This window comes from Streptomyces sp. NPDC058470, from assembly GCF_042721055.1.
GTDB lineage: Bacteria > Actinomycetota > Actinomycetes > Streptomycetales > Streptomycetaceae > Streptomyces.
Genome location: NZ_JBHXMF010000054.1, coordinates 13,965 through 27,033, shown reverse-complemented (window position 1 = coordinate 27,033; position 13,069 = coordinate 13,965). Strand labels below are relative to the sequence as shown.

11 protein-coding genes are annotated in these 13,069 nt (G+C 67.2%); 6 read left to right on the top strand and 5 right to left on the bottom strand.

Going from position 1 to position 13,069, the window contains the following annotated elements:
• The first annotated feature begins 68 nt into the window (after window positions 1-68).
• The 4 genes from ACFWP7_RS32375 (at window position 69) to ACFWP7_RS32360 (ending at window position 5,250) form a co-directional block, all read left to right on the top strand.
• The gene (locus ACFWP7_RS32375) at window positions 69-1,865 is read left to right on the top strand and encodes an ABC transporter substrate-binding protein (protein ID WP_384388730.1); all 1,797 of its coding nucleotides are present in this window, start codon (window positions 69-71) and stop codon (window positions 1,863-1,865) included.
• A gap of 90 nt (window positions 1,866-1,955) precedes the next feature.
• Window positions 1,956-2,933 carry an ABC transporter permease gene (locus ACFWP7_RS32370; RefSeq protein ID WP_384388727.1) on the top strand — a complete coding sequence of 326 codons (978 nt, stop codon included), beginning with the start codon at window positions 1,956-1,958 and terminating at the stop codon, window positions 2,931-2,933.
• Between the two features lie 119 nt (window positions 2,934-3,052).
• Window positions 3,053-4,117 (top strand): ABC transporter ATP-binding protein, encoded by a 1,065-nt coding sequence (locus ACFWP7_RS32365; RefSeq protein ID WP_384388725.1) that lies wholly within the window; start codon window positions 3,053-3,055, stop codon window positions 4,115-4,117.
• An 11-nt stretch (window positions 4,118-4,128) separates the two neighbouring features.
• Window positions 4,129-5,250, top strand: a complete 1,122-nt coding sequence (locus ACFWP7_RS32360; RefSeq protein WP_384388722.1) for an ABC transporter ATP-binding protein — start codon at window positions 4,129-4,131, stop codon at window positions 5,248-5,250.
• A 3-nt stretch (window positions 5,251-5,253) separates the two neighbouring features.
• On the opposite strand, the gene ACFWP7_RS32355 is transcribed toward ACFWP7_RS32360, so the two are convergent.
• A complete protein-coding gene (locus ACFWP7_RS32355) occupies window positions 5,254-5,994 on the bottom strand; it encodes a class I SAM-dependent methyltransferase (RefSeq protein ID WP_384388719.1) in 741 nt (246 codons plus the stop codon).
• A 495-nt stretch (window positions 5,995-6,489) separates the two neighbouring features.
• On the opposite strand from ACFWP7_RS32355, the gene ACFWP7_RS32350 reads away from it, so the two are divergent.
• Both ACFWP7_RS32350 and ACFWP7_RS32345 read left to right on the top strand, forming a co-directional pair.
• Complete coding sequence (locus ACFWP7_RS32350) at window positions 6,490-6,999, top strand: DinB family protein (RefSeq protein WP_384388717.1); 510 nt, start codon at window positions 6,490-6,492, stop codon at window positions 6,997-6,999.
• Window positions 7,000-7,240: 241 nt separating this feature from the next.
• Window positions 7,241-7,618: a VOC family protein gene (locus ACFWP7_RS32345; protein ID WP_384388714.1), complete on the top strand. Its 378-nt coding sequence runs from the start codon at window positions 7,241-7,243 to the stop codon at window positions 7,616-7,618.
• A gap of 394 nt (window positions 7,619-8,012) precedes the next feature.
• Here the strand turns inward: ACFWP7_RS32345 and ACFWP7_RS32340 are convergent, their stop codons facing one another.
• From ACFWP7_RS32340 to ACFWP7_RS32325, 4 genes are all read right to left on the bottom strand, one after another.
• A complete protein-coding gene (locus ACFWP7_RS32340; protein WP_384388711.1) occupies window positions 8,013-9,059 on the bottom strand; it encodes an ABC transporter ATP-binding protein in 1,047 nt (348 codons plus the stop codon).
• Window positions 9,060-9,085: 26 nt separating this feature from the next.
• A complete protein-coding gene (locus tag ACFWP7_RS32335) occupies window positions 9,086-10,123 on the bottom strand; it encodes an ABC transporter ATP-binding protein (RefSeq protein ID WP_384388708.1) in 1,038 nt (345 codons plus the stop codon).
• Between the two features lie 58 nt (window positions 10,124-10,181).
• Window positions 10,182-11,162 carry an ABC transporter permease gene (locus tag ACFWP7_RS32330; protein ID WP_384388705.1) on the bottom strand — a complete coding sequence of 327 codons (981 nt, stop codon included), beginning with the start codon at window positions 11,160-11,162 and terminating at the stop codon, window positions 10,182-10,184.
• 101 nt (window positions 11,163-11,263) lie between these two features.
• A complete protein-coding gene (locus ACFWP7_RS32325; RefSeq protein ID WP_384388702.1) occupies window positions 11,264-13,018 on the bottom strand; it encodes an ABC transporter substrate-binding protein in 1,755 nt (584 codons plus the stop codon).
• Window positions 13,019-13,069 lie beyond the last annotated feature (51 nt).

The following is a 13,069-nucleotide window of genomic DNA, read 5'->3' as shown; positions in this document are numbered from 1 at the left end:
GGCGACGGGGCCGTGCACCGCAAGGCAGCACCAGTGATCACTACTCACAGGCAGGTGGACTCGACTCCATGAGCATCCTCAGTTCCCGCAGAGGGCGGACCGCACTCGCCGCGGTCGCGGTCGGCGCCCTGGCGCTGGCCGGCTGCAGCAGCAGTGACAGCGGCAGTAACACCGACGACAGCAAGAAGAAGGAAGACGCCGCCGCGCAGTCCGCGGCCGTGAAGTTCGGCACCGCGGCGGACTCCACGGGTCCCGCGGCGGAGGTCGCCGGAGCCAAGGCCGGCGGCACCATACAGGTCTATCAGGAGACCGACTTCTCGCACCTCGACCCCGCCCAGATCTACGTCAGCGACGGCGGCCTGCTCTCCAAGCTGATCTACCGCGGTCTGACCACGTACAAGGAAGACGACAACGGCGGTCTCACCGTCGTCGGTGACCTCGCCACCGACCCGGGCAAGGTCTCCGACGGCGGCAAGACCTGGACGTTCACGCTCAAGGACGGCATCAAGGACGAGAACGGTCATGTGATCGACTCGGCCGACATCAGGCACACCATCGAGCGGCTCTACGACCCGTTCATCACGGACGGGCCGACCTACGTCCAGCAGTGGCTGTCGGGCTCCGGTACCACCTACCGCGACGCGTACGCGGGTCCGTTCAAGGACAAGCACCTGCCGGACACCGTGCTGGCCACGCCCGACGCCAAGACCGTCGTCTTCAAGTTCAAGGACGCGCAGCCGGACCTGGCGCAGGCCCTGGCCATGGCCGGATACTCCATCGTGCCCGAGGAGACGGACACCAAGGAGAAGTACGACACCGACCCGGTCGCCGTCGGTCCGTACAAGATCTCGGAGTTCAAGCCCGGCAAGAGCGTGTCGCTGGTCAAGAACGCCAACTGGGACGCGGCCTCGGACCCGATGCGCCACCAGTACGTCGACGGCTTCAACATCGAGGTCAACCACGACGACGAGGACCAGACCAAGACGATCCTCGCCGACCGCGGTGACGCCCAGAACGCGATCATGATGACCGGTCAGGTCGCCACCACGCAGGTGCAGAAGGTCGTGTCCGACGCCGCGGCGATGAAGCGCTCCATCCAGGGCTACGCGCCGTACGTGTGGCAGCTGAACTTCAACCTGGACCGCGTCAAGGACAAGAAGCTCCGTGACGCGATCACCCTGGCCCTGCCGGCGACCTCGGTCTTCAAGGCCGACGGCGGCGCCTACGGCGGTGAGGTCGCCAACAGCCTGATGTCGCCCACCACTCCGGGCTACGACAAGGCGTACGACCCCTTCAACCGGGCCAAGAAGCCCAACGGTGACATCGAGGCGGCCAAGAAGCTGGTCGAGGAGGCCGGCGCCGACGGCCAGAAGATCGTCTACGCCTACGCCAACACCCCGGTCCGCCAGCAGCAGGCCCTCCTCATCGAGAACGCCCTCGGGAAGATCGGTCTGGACGTCCAGAAGAAGGAGATCGACTCCGCCACCTGGTACGAGCAGGTCGGCAAGGTCGACAACGGCTTCGACATCTACATGACCGGCTGGGGCCAGGACTGGGCCTCCGCCAGCACGGTCTTCCCGCCGCTGTACGACGGCACGCAGATCCAGGACGGTTCGTCGAACTACGCGCACATCAACGACGACCACGTGAACTCCGAGATCGTCCGCATCCAGAAGATCACGGACTCCGCGGAGGCCACCAAGGCCTGGAACGCCCTCAACCAGTACATCAGCGAGAAGGTCAACCCGGCCGCGCCGATCTACTACACCAAGGTGTTCCAGATCGCCGGCTCCAACGTGGGCGGCCTGCGCTACTCCACGGTGACCAGCTACACCGACCCGACCCGGGTCTTCCTCAAGAGCTGATCATGGTCCCGGGGGCGCACTCAGCCGAGTGCGCCCCCGGGTGCTCCTGTCCGTCCCTGGCCGTAGCCGTCCCGAGAGCAGCGTTCCGCCATGCTTCGATTCATCCTTCGCCGGACGTTCGGCGCGATGCTCATCCTTCTGCTGATCAGCGTCGTCACGTTCCTCATGTACTACGCCATTCCCCAGGACCCGGCGTTGCTCTCGTGCGCCAAGAACTGCACCCCGGACGCGCTGGCGATCATCCACAAGAACCTGGGCATGGACGAGCCGTTGCCCGTGCAGTACTGGAAGTTCCTCTCCGGCATCTTCGTCGGGCGGGACTTCGCCGTGGGTCACTGCCCAGCCCCCTGCTTCGGCGTCTCCTTCCGCGACCAGCAGATGGTCTGGGACACGATCATGGACCGCTTCCCGCTGACGCTGTCGCTCACGGTCGGCGGCCTGGTCGTCTTCCTCATCGTCGGCCTGGGCACCGGCATGATCGCCGCCCGTTTCCGGGGGACCTGGCTGGACAAGGGCGCCAGCAGCATCTCGCTGGTCCTCAGCTCGTTCCAGATCTACTTCCTCGGCCCGATCGTCCTCGGCATCTTCGTCTACAGCACGGGCTGGCTCGACAAGCCCAAGTACGTGCCGCTGACCGAGAATCCGTGGGGGTGGTTCATGGGCCTGCTGATCCCCTGGCTCGTCATGTCCGTGATCTTCACCGCCAACTACACGCGTATGGCACGCTCGACGATGATCGAGCAGCTCCAGGAGGAGCATGTGCGCGCCGCCCGAGCGAAGGGCATGTCCGGCAGATACGTCTTCTTCCGGTACGCCTGGCGCGGCTCGCTCATTCCCATCCTCACCATCCTCGGCATGGACCTCTCCGCACTGCTTGGCGGCGCCATCGTCACCGAGTTCACCTTCGGTCTAGCGGGCCTCGGCCGGCTCGCGGTCGACTCGGTGATCGGCAAGGACCTGCCGAAACTGATGGGCGTGATGCTCGTCAGCGCCGCGTTCATCCTTGTACTGAACGTCATCGTCGATGCCCTGTACGCGGTGGTCGATCCGCGGGTACGACTGGCGTAGTCCCGTAGTCCCGTAGTTCAGATGGCTCCGTAGTCGAGTAGCCCCGTAGTAGCTCTGCCGTATTGGCTGTGCCGCAGTCCTGCTCGTCGCCCTGCTTCGTAGTACCGGGAGAAACCGCAGTGACCACTCTCACCAAGCCGGAGGACGCGCCGGCTCCCACCGGATCCGACGCGTTTCTCTCGGTCCGCGACCTGCACGTGCGGTTCTCCACGGAGGACGGCGACGTCAAGGCGGTCGACGGTCTCTCCTTCGATCTGGAGCGCGGTACGACCCTCGGCATCGTCGGTGAGTCCGGGTCGGGGAAGTCCGTCACCAACCTGACGGTCCTCGGCCTGCACAGCCCGCTCAACACCACGATCGAGGGCGAGATCGTCCTCGACGGCAAAGAGCTGACCACCGCCACGGAGAGCGAGCTGGAGAAGCTCCGCGGCAACAAGATGGCGATGATCTTCCAGGACGCGCTGACCGCGCTGTCGCCGTACCACTCGGTCGGGCGGCAGATCGGTGAGCCGTTCCGCAAGCACACCGGGGCCTCCAAGAAGGAGGCGAGGGCGCGGGCGATCGAGATGCTGACGAAGGTCGGCATCCCGCACGCCAAGGAGCGTGTGGACGACTACCCGCACCAGTTCTCCGGCGGTATGCGCCAGCGTGTGATGATCGCGATGTCCCTGGTCTGCAACCCGGATCTGCTGATCGCCGACGAGCCGACGACGGCCCTCGACGTGACCGTCCAGGCACAGATCCTGGACCTCCTGAAAGACCTCCAGCAGGAGTTCGGCTCCGCCATCATCATGATCACGCACGATCTCGGGGTGGTCGCGAACATGGCGGACGACCTGCTCGTGATGTACGCGGGCCGGGCGGTCGAGCGCGGCACGGTCCGCGAGGTACTCAAGGCCCCGCAACACCCGTACACCTGGGGCCTGTTGGGATCCATGCCGCGCCTCACGGCGGATGTCGACGAACCGCTGGTGCCCATTCCGGGCGCGCCCCCGTCGCTGCTGAACCCGCCCTCGGGGTGCCCCTTCCATCCGCGGTGCACCTTCACGGCCGAGGTCGAGGGCTCCGACCGCTGTGTGGACGTACGGCCCGAACTTCCGGTGGGGCGCGGCTCGGCCTGCCATCTGACACCGGATCAAAAGAGCCACATCTTCACCGACACGATTCGGCCCAGGCTGGGCTGAGGGGACTGACTGTGAGCGACGAGAAAACCGCGGTCGTGACCGACGCGATCCCCGGGCAGCGGGACGAGGCACGAGAACCGCTGCTGCGTGTCACCGACCTGAAGAAGCACTTCCCGGTCAAGGGTGGCTTCCCGATCAAGCGCACGGTCGGCGCCGTCCAAGCCGTGGACGGGGTCTCCTTCGACGTGTTCCCCGGCGAAAGCCTGGGCGTGGTGGGCGAGTCGGGCTGCGGCAAGTCCACGACGGGACGGCTGCTGACCCGGCTCCTTGAGCCGACGGACGGCACGATCCTGTACCGCGGAAAGGACATCAGCCGTTCCACCCGGCGGCAGCTGCGCCCGATCCGCTCCGAGATCCAGATGATCTTCCAGGATCCGTACGCCTCTCTGAACCCCCGTCAGACGGTCGGCACCATCATCTCCGCCCCGATGGAGATCAACGGCGTCCGTCCGCCCGGCGGGCGCGAGGCCCGGGTACGAGAGCTCCTGGAGACGGTGGGCCTCAACCCCGAGCACTACAACCGTTTCCCGCACGAGTTCTCCGGCGGGCAGCGGCAACGTATCGGCGTGGCAAGGGCGTTGGCGCTGTCTCCCAAGCTGATCGTGGCGGACGAGCCGGTGTCCGCGCTGGACGTCTCGATCCAGGCGCAGGTCGTGAACCTGCTCCAGGAGGTCCAGCGCGAGATGGGCATCGCGTTCGTCTTCATCGCCCACGACCTGGCGATCGTCCGGCATTTCTCGCACCGCGTCGCGGTCATGTACCTCGGCAAGATCGTGGAGATCGCCGACCGTACGTCGCTGTACACCGGCCCGCGCCACCCCTACACCCACGCGCTGATGTCGGCCGTCCCTGATGCCGACATCGACGCCGAGAAGAAGGAACGCATCCGCCTGGAAGGCGATGTGCCTTCGCCCATCTCCCCGCCCTCCGGCTGCCGCTTCCGCACTCGCTGCTGGAAGGCGCAGGACAAGTGCGCGCAGGAGGAGCCACCGCTGGTCCGCCTTTCGGGGAACGCCGAGGGCCACCTGACGGCGTGCCACTTCCCGGAGGACCCGACGATCGGGGCTCGCGCGGAGGACATCATCCTGGACCCGGCGCTGGCGGCGCTGGAGGACGGGATCACGAAGGACTGAGGATCACTGCCTGTCGGGGCGGGCCACCGTGATGATCTCCGGGGCGGCGGGGGTGAACGGCCCCCGCCCCCAGTCCCCGAACCGCTCGTGCACGACGAACCCCGCCTCGGCGAGAAACCCGTCGAGCGCGTCCGGGCCGAGGAACCGCAGCGTGCTGCGGCTGACCCGGGGCGGCTCCCACTCCGGGTGGACGAAGGTCTCGGTGAACGTGACACGGCCTCCGACGACGGGTGTCTCGACGTCCTGCCAGACCCGTACGACATTGCCGCGGGCGTCCGTCACCTCGCGCACGTGCTCGGGAGTCCACCTCTCCCAGGCGCGGGCGGCCGGGTTGCGGGTCTCGAAGACGAACCGGCCGTCGGGTGCGAGGGCTTGGCGCACCGCGGCCAGGGCCTCACGTAACTGATCCTCGCCCAGCAGTACTTGAAACGCGTGGCCGGTCATCACGACGAGGTCGAACTCCCGCTCCCACCGCGTCGCGGCGAGATCCCCGAGCACCCACTCGACGCCGGGCCGCCGCCGCGCCTGCACCAGCATCGCCGCGGCGGGATCGAGCCCGCAGAGCCGTCCTTCGTGGCCGGTCTCGCGGGCCCGCCCGAGTAACTGCCCCGTCCCGCACCCGACATCGAGCACGGACCGCACGGACAGCACGAGGTCCAGATAGAAGTCGTCACCGGGCCCCCATGGGTTGAGGGTGTCGTACAGGGCGGCCAGCGAGAGGTCACTGAACGAATGGTCAGCCATCGCAGCAGTCTCTCAGCCCGGTGGGCTCGCTCGAGTCAGTGATCGCGACACTGGCGGCTGCTCGCGTGTGCGCAGGTAACTGCGGCGAAAGGCAGGGGAGTTGGAAGAACGTGCGGTGGCTGTCGTCCTCTTCGGCATGGACGGCCCGTTGCGTGGTCATCGAGGACTGACCCGCGGGCGTCGAGGCGGGCCTGGAGGTCGGCTGCACGATGTGCGCGGTGGCGACCACCCACCGGCCGGCGGAACTCGCTCGTGCGGACGCCTGATCTGCCTCGCTGCGGGAGGCGGGAGGCGGGAGGTGGGAGGCGGGAGGCGCGCTGAGCGCTGGGGGCGTCGGGCGGGGCGCTGATCCGATATTCAGCGGGGGAGCGATGGCGCTGAGACTGAGGATGACGAGGATGAGGAGGATAAGGATGGGGACGGGGGGAGAGGGCTGGCGGAACGAGGGGGTTAATCGCTCGACATCAAACGGGCGGGCGGGGATGCTTCACCCCGATGACGACGACGCGAACAGACACGCCTCCCGCCTGGGACGAGCGCACGCAGTTGACCACCTCCCTCGACTACGTCCGCGCGACCGCCCACGCCAAGTGCGAGGACGTCTCGCCGGAGGACGCCCGCAAGGCCCCGCTGCCGGGCTCCCCGTTGATGACCCTGTGCGGACTGATCAGCCACCTGCACTGGGTCGAGTACTCCTGGTTCCAGGTGGTGTTCCTCGGCGAGGAGGATGAAGGCCCGTGGACGGACGAGGACCCCGACCGTGAGATGCGCATCGCCGTCGACGTTCCGCTGACGGACCTGCTGGCCCGGTACGAGGAGCAGTGCGCGCGCTACCGCCGGTTGGTGGCCGAGCACGACCTCGACACCACCGCCAGGCGCCCCATCCGCGACGGCCTCCATGTCGACCTCCGCTGGATCATCCTCCACCTGATCGTGGAGACGGCCCGCCACAACGGCCACCTCGACATCCTGCGCGAACTGGCCGACGGCCGGACCGGTGACTAGGGTCCGTCCGGCGGATCATGCCGCAGACGCGGGGTTTGGTGCGCCCATCTGCGGCGTTGTCGTCGGTCGCCGACTCCCCCACTCTCGGCTTCGCTCGAGCGGTGGGACCCCCATCGCGTCGACTCCCTCCTCCGCCTTGCAGCTGCACGCACCAAACCCCGCTCACCAGCGCTGATCAGTTGCCGCCGATTTCCCGCGTCCTGATCCGCCGGACAGACCCTGGACCTTGGGAGAGACAGGCTTGCTGAACCCCACCATTCGCACCCTCACCTTCGACTGCACCGGCGACCCGTACGATCTCGGCCTCTTCTGGAGCGAGTTGCTCGGCCGCCCCCTGGCCGACGACGACAAGCCCGGCGACCCCGAAGCGCTGATCCGCGACCCGTCCGGAGGCCCGACCCTCCTCTTCGTCCACGTTCCGGAGGGCAAGGCGGCCAAGAACCGGGTCCACCTGGACCTCCAGCCACAGGGACGTACGCGTGCGGAGGAGGTCACACGGGCTCTCGGCCTCGGCGCCCGGCAGATCGCGGACCACACCCGCCCGGACGGTGGCGGGTGGGTGGTCCTGGCCGATCCCGAAGGGAACGAATTCTGCGTGGAGCGAGGGGAGTTGGGCTGAGAGCGGCGGCGGAGTCCCGCCTGCGGACTCTCGACTGCCGCTTCGTTCCCGACGACGCGGATGATGTTTCCCCGCTCCGGTCTTCGGCGCTGTGTGTACGGGACAGGACACCATGGTCGTCAGGGTCAAGTCCGTCTCCTTGTGCTGGAGTCGACCCTGTTGCGGTGTGCGTTGGTTGTGGGGTGGGCGGCTCCACGCCCACCACACTGAGCGCGGCGGGATCGACCTTGATGGGGCCTGCGCATCGTGCGTGCGTCGCGCCGGTCGAGACGAAGGCCCGCACCCGGGGCGGGGTGCGGGCCTTCGTTCCCCCGGAACCGGACGTTCGTCTGCTCGGGTCAATGGGCCGGCGAACTTCGGTCCCGCAGGTCGCGGGCTGACGGAATGGGGTGTGTCAGGCCGCGACCTCGGGGTCTTTGGCGAGGCGGGGAGCCGGGACGGAGTCCTTGACCTCGGGGTAGTGGCACGCCGTCAGATGGCCGTCGCTGCTGCCGTCGATCTGGACCAGCGGCGGAGCCTCCGAGGCGCACTTGTCGGTGGCCTTCCAGCAGCGGGTGCGGAAGCGGCAGCCGGAGGGCGGGTTGAGCGGCGAGGGCACGTCACCGGTGAGGAGGATGCGCTCGCGGGACGGAACGTCGTCCGCCGTGGCCTCGGGAACGGCGGACAGGAGCGCGCGCGTGTACGGGTGGCGCGGGTTGTCGTACAGGTCCTCGCGGTTGGCGATCTCGACGATCTTGCCGAGGTACATCACGGCGACGCGCTGTGAGAAGTGGCGGACGACGGCGAGGTCGTGGGCGATGAAGAGGAACGCGATACCCAGGTCCTTCTGGAGATCCTGGAGGAGGTTCACGACCTGCGCCTGGATCGAGACGTCGAGGGCCGAGACCGGCTCGTCCGCCACGATCAGCTTGGGCGAGAGGGCCAACGCCCTTGCCACACCGATACGTTGCCGCTGACCGCCGGAGAACTCGTGCGGGAAACGGTTGTAGTGCTCGGGGTTGAGGCCGACGGTTTCGAGGAGTTCGCGTACGCGGTTCTCGCGGCCGCCCGCCGGGTTGATGTCGTTGATCTCCATCGGACCCGAGATGATCTTTCCGACCGTCTGCCGCGGGTTCAGCGAGGCGTACGGGTCCTGGAAGATCATCTGGATCTCGGAGCGGACCGGGGCGAGCTGCCGGCGGTTCGCGTGCGTGATGTCCTGGCCGCGGTAAGAGATCTTTCCGTCGGTGGGCTCCAGGAGGCGCGTGATCAGCCGGCCGGTCGTCGACTTGCCGCAGCCGGACTCGCCGACGAGACCCAGGCTCTCGCCCTCGGCGATCTGGAAGTCGAGGCCGTCCACCGCCTGGACCGCGCCGATCTTCCGTTTGATGGGGAAGCCTCCCATCACCGGGAAGTGCTTGGTCAGACCGGTGACGTCCAGGAGGGGTTTCGTGTTGCTCATGATCGTGAGGTCCCGTCTCGGTTACGTCAGTGCGACCGGGTCGCGGCGTAGTCGGCGAAGAAGTCGAGGCGCTGGTCCGCCGTGAGGTGGCAGGCGGCACCGCGCCCGTCCGTGATCTTCAGTGGCGGCTGCGCGGTGGAGCAGAGGCCGCCCGCGACCTTCTCGGTGAAGGTGCACCGTGGGTGGAAGCGGCAGCCCGTCGGCGGGTTGAGGAGAGAGGGCGGGGTACCGGGGATCGGCGACAGCGGTACGTCGACCGGTCCCTCGAGGCTCGGCATCGAGCCCAGCAGACCCCAGGTGTACGGGTGCTGCGGCTGCCGCAGCACCTCCCTCTTGGTCCCGCGCTCCACGCACCGGCCGCCGTACATCACCAGCACGTCGTCCGCGATGTCGGCGATGACACCGAGGTCGTGGGTGATGAAGATGATCGCCGTGCCGAACTCCTGCTGGAGGTCCTTGAGGAGGTCCATGATCTGGGCCTGGACCGTCACGTCGAGTGCCGTCGTCGGCTCGTCGGCGACCAGCAGCTCCGGGTCGCAGACCAGCGCCATCGCGATCATCGCGCGCTGGCGCATACCGCCCGAGAACTGGTGCGGGTAGTCGTCGACCCGCATGTCCGGCTGCGGGATGCCGACCCGCTTGAGCATTTCGATCGACCGTGCGCGGGCCTCCTTCCTGGAGGCGCCGGTGTGCTTGCGGTACGTCTCGCCGATCTGCTTGCCGATCGTGTGGTACGGCGACAGCGAGGCCAGCGCGTCCTGGAAGATCATGGACATCTTGTTGCCGCGCAGCCGCTCCATCTCCCGCTCGGAGGCGGTCAGCAGCTCCTTGCCTTCGAGCAGGATCTCGCCCTCGATGTCGGTGCGGTTGCGGTCGTGGAGGCCCAGGATCGTCAGGTTCGTGACGGACTTGCCCGAGCCCGACTCGCCCACGATGCCGAGCGTCTTGCCCTTGGCCAGGTCGAAGGTGAGACCGTCGACGGCCTTGACGGTGCCGTCTTCGGTGGAGAAGTGGACCTTCAGATCCCTGACGGACAGGAAGGGCTGCTGATCGGTGCTCGTCACGGGGACGCTCCTGAGGGGGGTGATGCCGGGGTAGCTGTCGGGGGCGGGGTGCCCGGGGTCAGGCGAGCCGGATCCGCGGGTCGATGAGGGCGTAGACGGCGTCGACGATGATGTTGAAGAACACGATCGCGCCGGCCGCCAGGATGGTGACGCCGAGCAGCATGGGCAGGTCGCTCTTGTTCACGGAGTCCACCGCGAGGCGGCCGATGCCCTGCATGCTGAAGACCGACTCCGTGATGATCGCGCCGCCGATCAGGGTGCCGAGGTCGATGCCGAAGACCGTGACGATGGGACCCATCGCACCGCGCCAGGCGAACCGGAAGAAGACGTTCGCACGGGACAGGCCCTTGGCGCGGGCGGTGCGGACGTAGTCCTCGCTGAGCTGTTCGACGAGCTGGGAGCGGGTCATACGGGTGTAGTTGGCGGTGAAGATGATCGCCAGGGTCAGCCAGGGCAGCAGGAGCCCGGAGAACCAGGCGACCGGATCCTCGGTGAGGGGCGTGTACGAGGGCTGTGAGAACAGACCGAGCTTCGAGACCAGGAAGAACATCGCGATGTAGCCGACGAAGTAGATCTGCAGCGAGGAGCCGAACAGCGAGGCCGAGCTGGCGAACTTGTCCAGGAACTTGCCCTGCTTGAGGGCGGCGATCATGCCCGCGCCGACACCGAAGATCAGGAACACGATGGCCGCACCGAAGGCGAGTGAGAGGGTCGTCGGCAGCCGGTCGAGGATCGTGCCGAGGACGGGCTCGCGGTTGGCGAAGGAGTAGCCGAGGCAGGGGGCGTTGCAGTTCCCGAAGCTGGCGTAGTCGCGCCCGACGAAGACGCCCTTGAGCCAATCCCAGTACTGCACCGGGATCGGGTGGTCGATGCCCAGGTTTTTCCGGATCTGCGCGAGCATGTCGGGCGTGCAGTTCTTGCCACAGGACATCATCGCCGGGTCACGCGGGATGGCGTAGAAGAGGCCGAAGGTGATGGCACTGATGATCAGCAGGATGACCAGTGCGCCGAGGACTCGGCGGATGAGGAAGCGGGACATGGGGGCGTGACTTTCCGGACGGGGCGCCGTCGCCGGGGGCGTGAAGGGAGGGGTGCCGGAGGGGGCGGCCGGGCGAACGGCCGCCCCCTGGGTCGTACGGCTTAGCTCATCGCGTACAGCTTGCACAGCGCGACGCAGGTGTTGCCGCTGTCGTAGACGACGTTTCCGACCTTGGAACCGTGCATCCAGTTGCGGATCTTGTGGTAGTCCGGGACGACCGCCGCCAGTTCCATGATCTGGCGGTCGATGGCACCCCAGGCCTTGTTCGCCGCGGCGGTGTCCGTGATCGTGGCCGCCGCGTCGATGGCCTTGTTGACACTCGGGTCGTTCAGCTGGGCGTAGTTGCTGCGGCCGTCGCCGATGTTCTTGCCGCTCCAGCAGGGGTAGAAGACCGAGTAGCCGTTCGGCCAGTCCGGGCTCCAGCCGGCGCCGAACAGGTCGAAGTCATTGTCGATCTTGCCGATCTGCGTGTAGAAGGTCGACTTGTCCACCTGCTTGTTGACGACCGTGAAGCCAGCCGCCTCCAGCGCGTTCTTGACCGCGACGGCCACCTTCACCTGGGTGTCCGAGGACTGGTAGGCGATGACCAGCTTCTGGCCCTCCTTGCCGGCCTCCTTCAACAGGGCCTTGGCCTTGACCGGGTCGCCACCGGGCTTCTTCTTGACGCCGTAGAGGTCGAACTGCTCGTAACCCGGGGTCACCGGAGCGAGGATCGTGGTGGCGACCTCGCTGGTGGAGGCGCCGCCCTGGATCGTCTGGATCTGCTGGTGCGGCCACGCATGGTTGATCGCCTGGCGGACCTTGACGTCCTTGATGCGGGTCATGTTGATCGGCCAGTAGTAGGTGACCGTGTCGACCTGCGTGAGGACGCGCTTCTTGAGCGTGGCGTTGGTGAGGACCTGGGCGATGCGCTCCGGGGCGACCTCGTTGAAGATCGACATCGCGTACTGGTCGTTGCCCGAGTCCGCGATGTAGCGGTCGGTCGAGGCCACCAGCTCGAAGCCGAACTGGAAGACGAACTTGTCCGGGTAGTTGTTGCGGATCGCGTCGGTCGCCGGGTCCCAGTGCTCGTTGCGCACGTAGGTCAGCGACTTGCCGACACTGCGGCTGCCGATCTTGTACGGGCCGGAGGAGAACGGACGCTTGTCGTAGTTCTCCTTGGTGTCGTTCTTCTTGTTCACCAGTCCGTAGCCCGGCATGGCGAGCGTGAAGTTGAAGTCGGCGCGCGCCTCGGTCAGGCGGAAGGTGACGGTCTTGCCGTCGGTCTCCACGGAGTCGAGGGACTTGCCGTCGTAGGGCCCGGTGTACTTGTCGCCGCCGACCAGCCACTGCTGGACGTAGCGGGGACCCTCGGTGACGAAGGTGGCGAAGAGGCGCTCGAAGGTGTGGCGGACGTCGTCCAGGGAGATGTCCGAGCCGTCCTCCCACTTGACGCCGTCCTTCAGCGTGAAGGACCAGGTCTTGCCGCCGTCCTTCATGGTGCCGGCGTCGGTGGCGAGGTCGCCGACCAGGGTCGCGCCGCCCTTGTCGTCGATCTTGTAGCCGGTGAGGCCGCGGAGGATCGGCCGAGTGATGGCGCCCTCGGTGGAGACGTAGATCTGCGCCGGGTCCAGGTGGTCCATGTCGAACTGGTCGAGCGAGTAGATCGTCCCGCCCTTGACCGCCCCCGTGACCTCCGGCGCCGGGCCGGTCGAGTCGGCCTTGGTTCCGACCGGGATCTCCTGGGTCTTCGAGCCGCTGACCGAGGGGACCTTGCTGGCCGACTTGGTGTCGCTGCCACCGCATGCGGTCAGCACCGACGCCGAGGCCGCGACCACACCGGTGGCTATCAGGAAGTTTCTACGGGAGAAAGACATGGGTGAACCTGCCTTACGAGGACGATCGAAACGGATGGGCCGGCCGCCTGA

What these genes read in the sequence shown, in the direction of transcription:
- ACFWP7_RS32375 (WP_384388730.1), top strand. Translation starts at nt 69, where the DNA reads ATGAGCATCCTCAGTTCCCGCAGAGGGCGGACCGCACTCGCCGCGGTC.
- ACFWP7_RS32370 (WP_384388727.1), top strand. Translation starts at nt 1,956, where the DNA reads ATGCTTCGATTCATCCTTCGCCGGACGTTCGGCGCGATGCTCATCCTT.
- ACFWP7_RS32355 (WP_384388719.1), bottom strand. Translation starts at nt 5,994, where the DNA reads ATGGCTGACCATTCGTTCAGTGACCTCTCGCTGGCCGCCCTGTACGAC.
- ACFWP7_RS32350 (WP_384388717.1), top strand. Translation starts at nt 6,490, where the DNA reads ATGACGACGACGCGAACAGACACGCCTCCCGCCTGGGACGAGCGCACG.
- ACFWP7_RS32340 (WP_384388711.1), bottom strand. Translation starts at nt 9,059, where the DNA reads ATGAGCAACACGAAACCCCTCCTGGACGTCACCGGTCTGACCAAGCAC.
- ACFWP7_RS32330 (WP_384388705.1), bottom strand. Translation starts at nt 11,162, where the DNA reads ATGTCCCGCTTCCTCATCCGCCGAGTCCTCGGCGCACTGGTCATCCTG.
- ACFWP7_RS32325 (WP_384388702.1), bottom strand. Translation starts at nt 13,018, where the DNA reads ATGTCTTTCTCCCGTAGAAACTTCCTGATAGCCACCGGTGTGGTCGCG.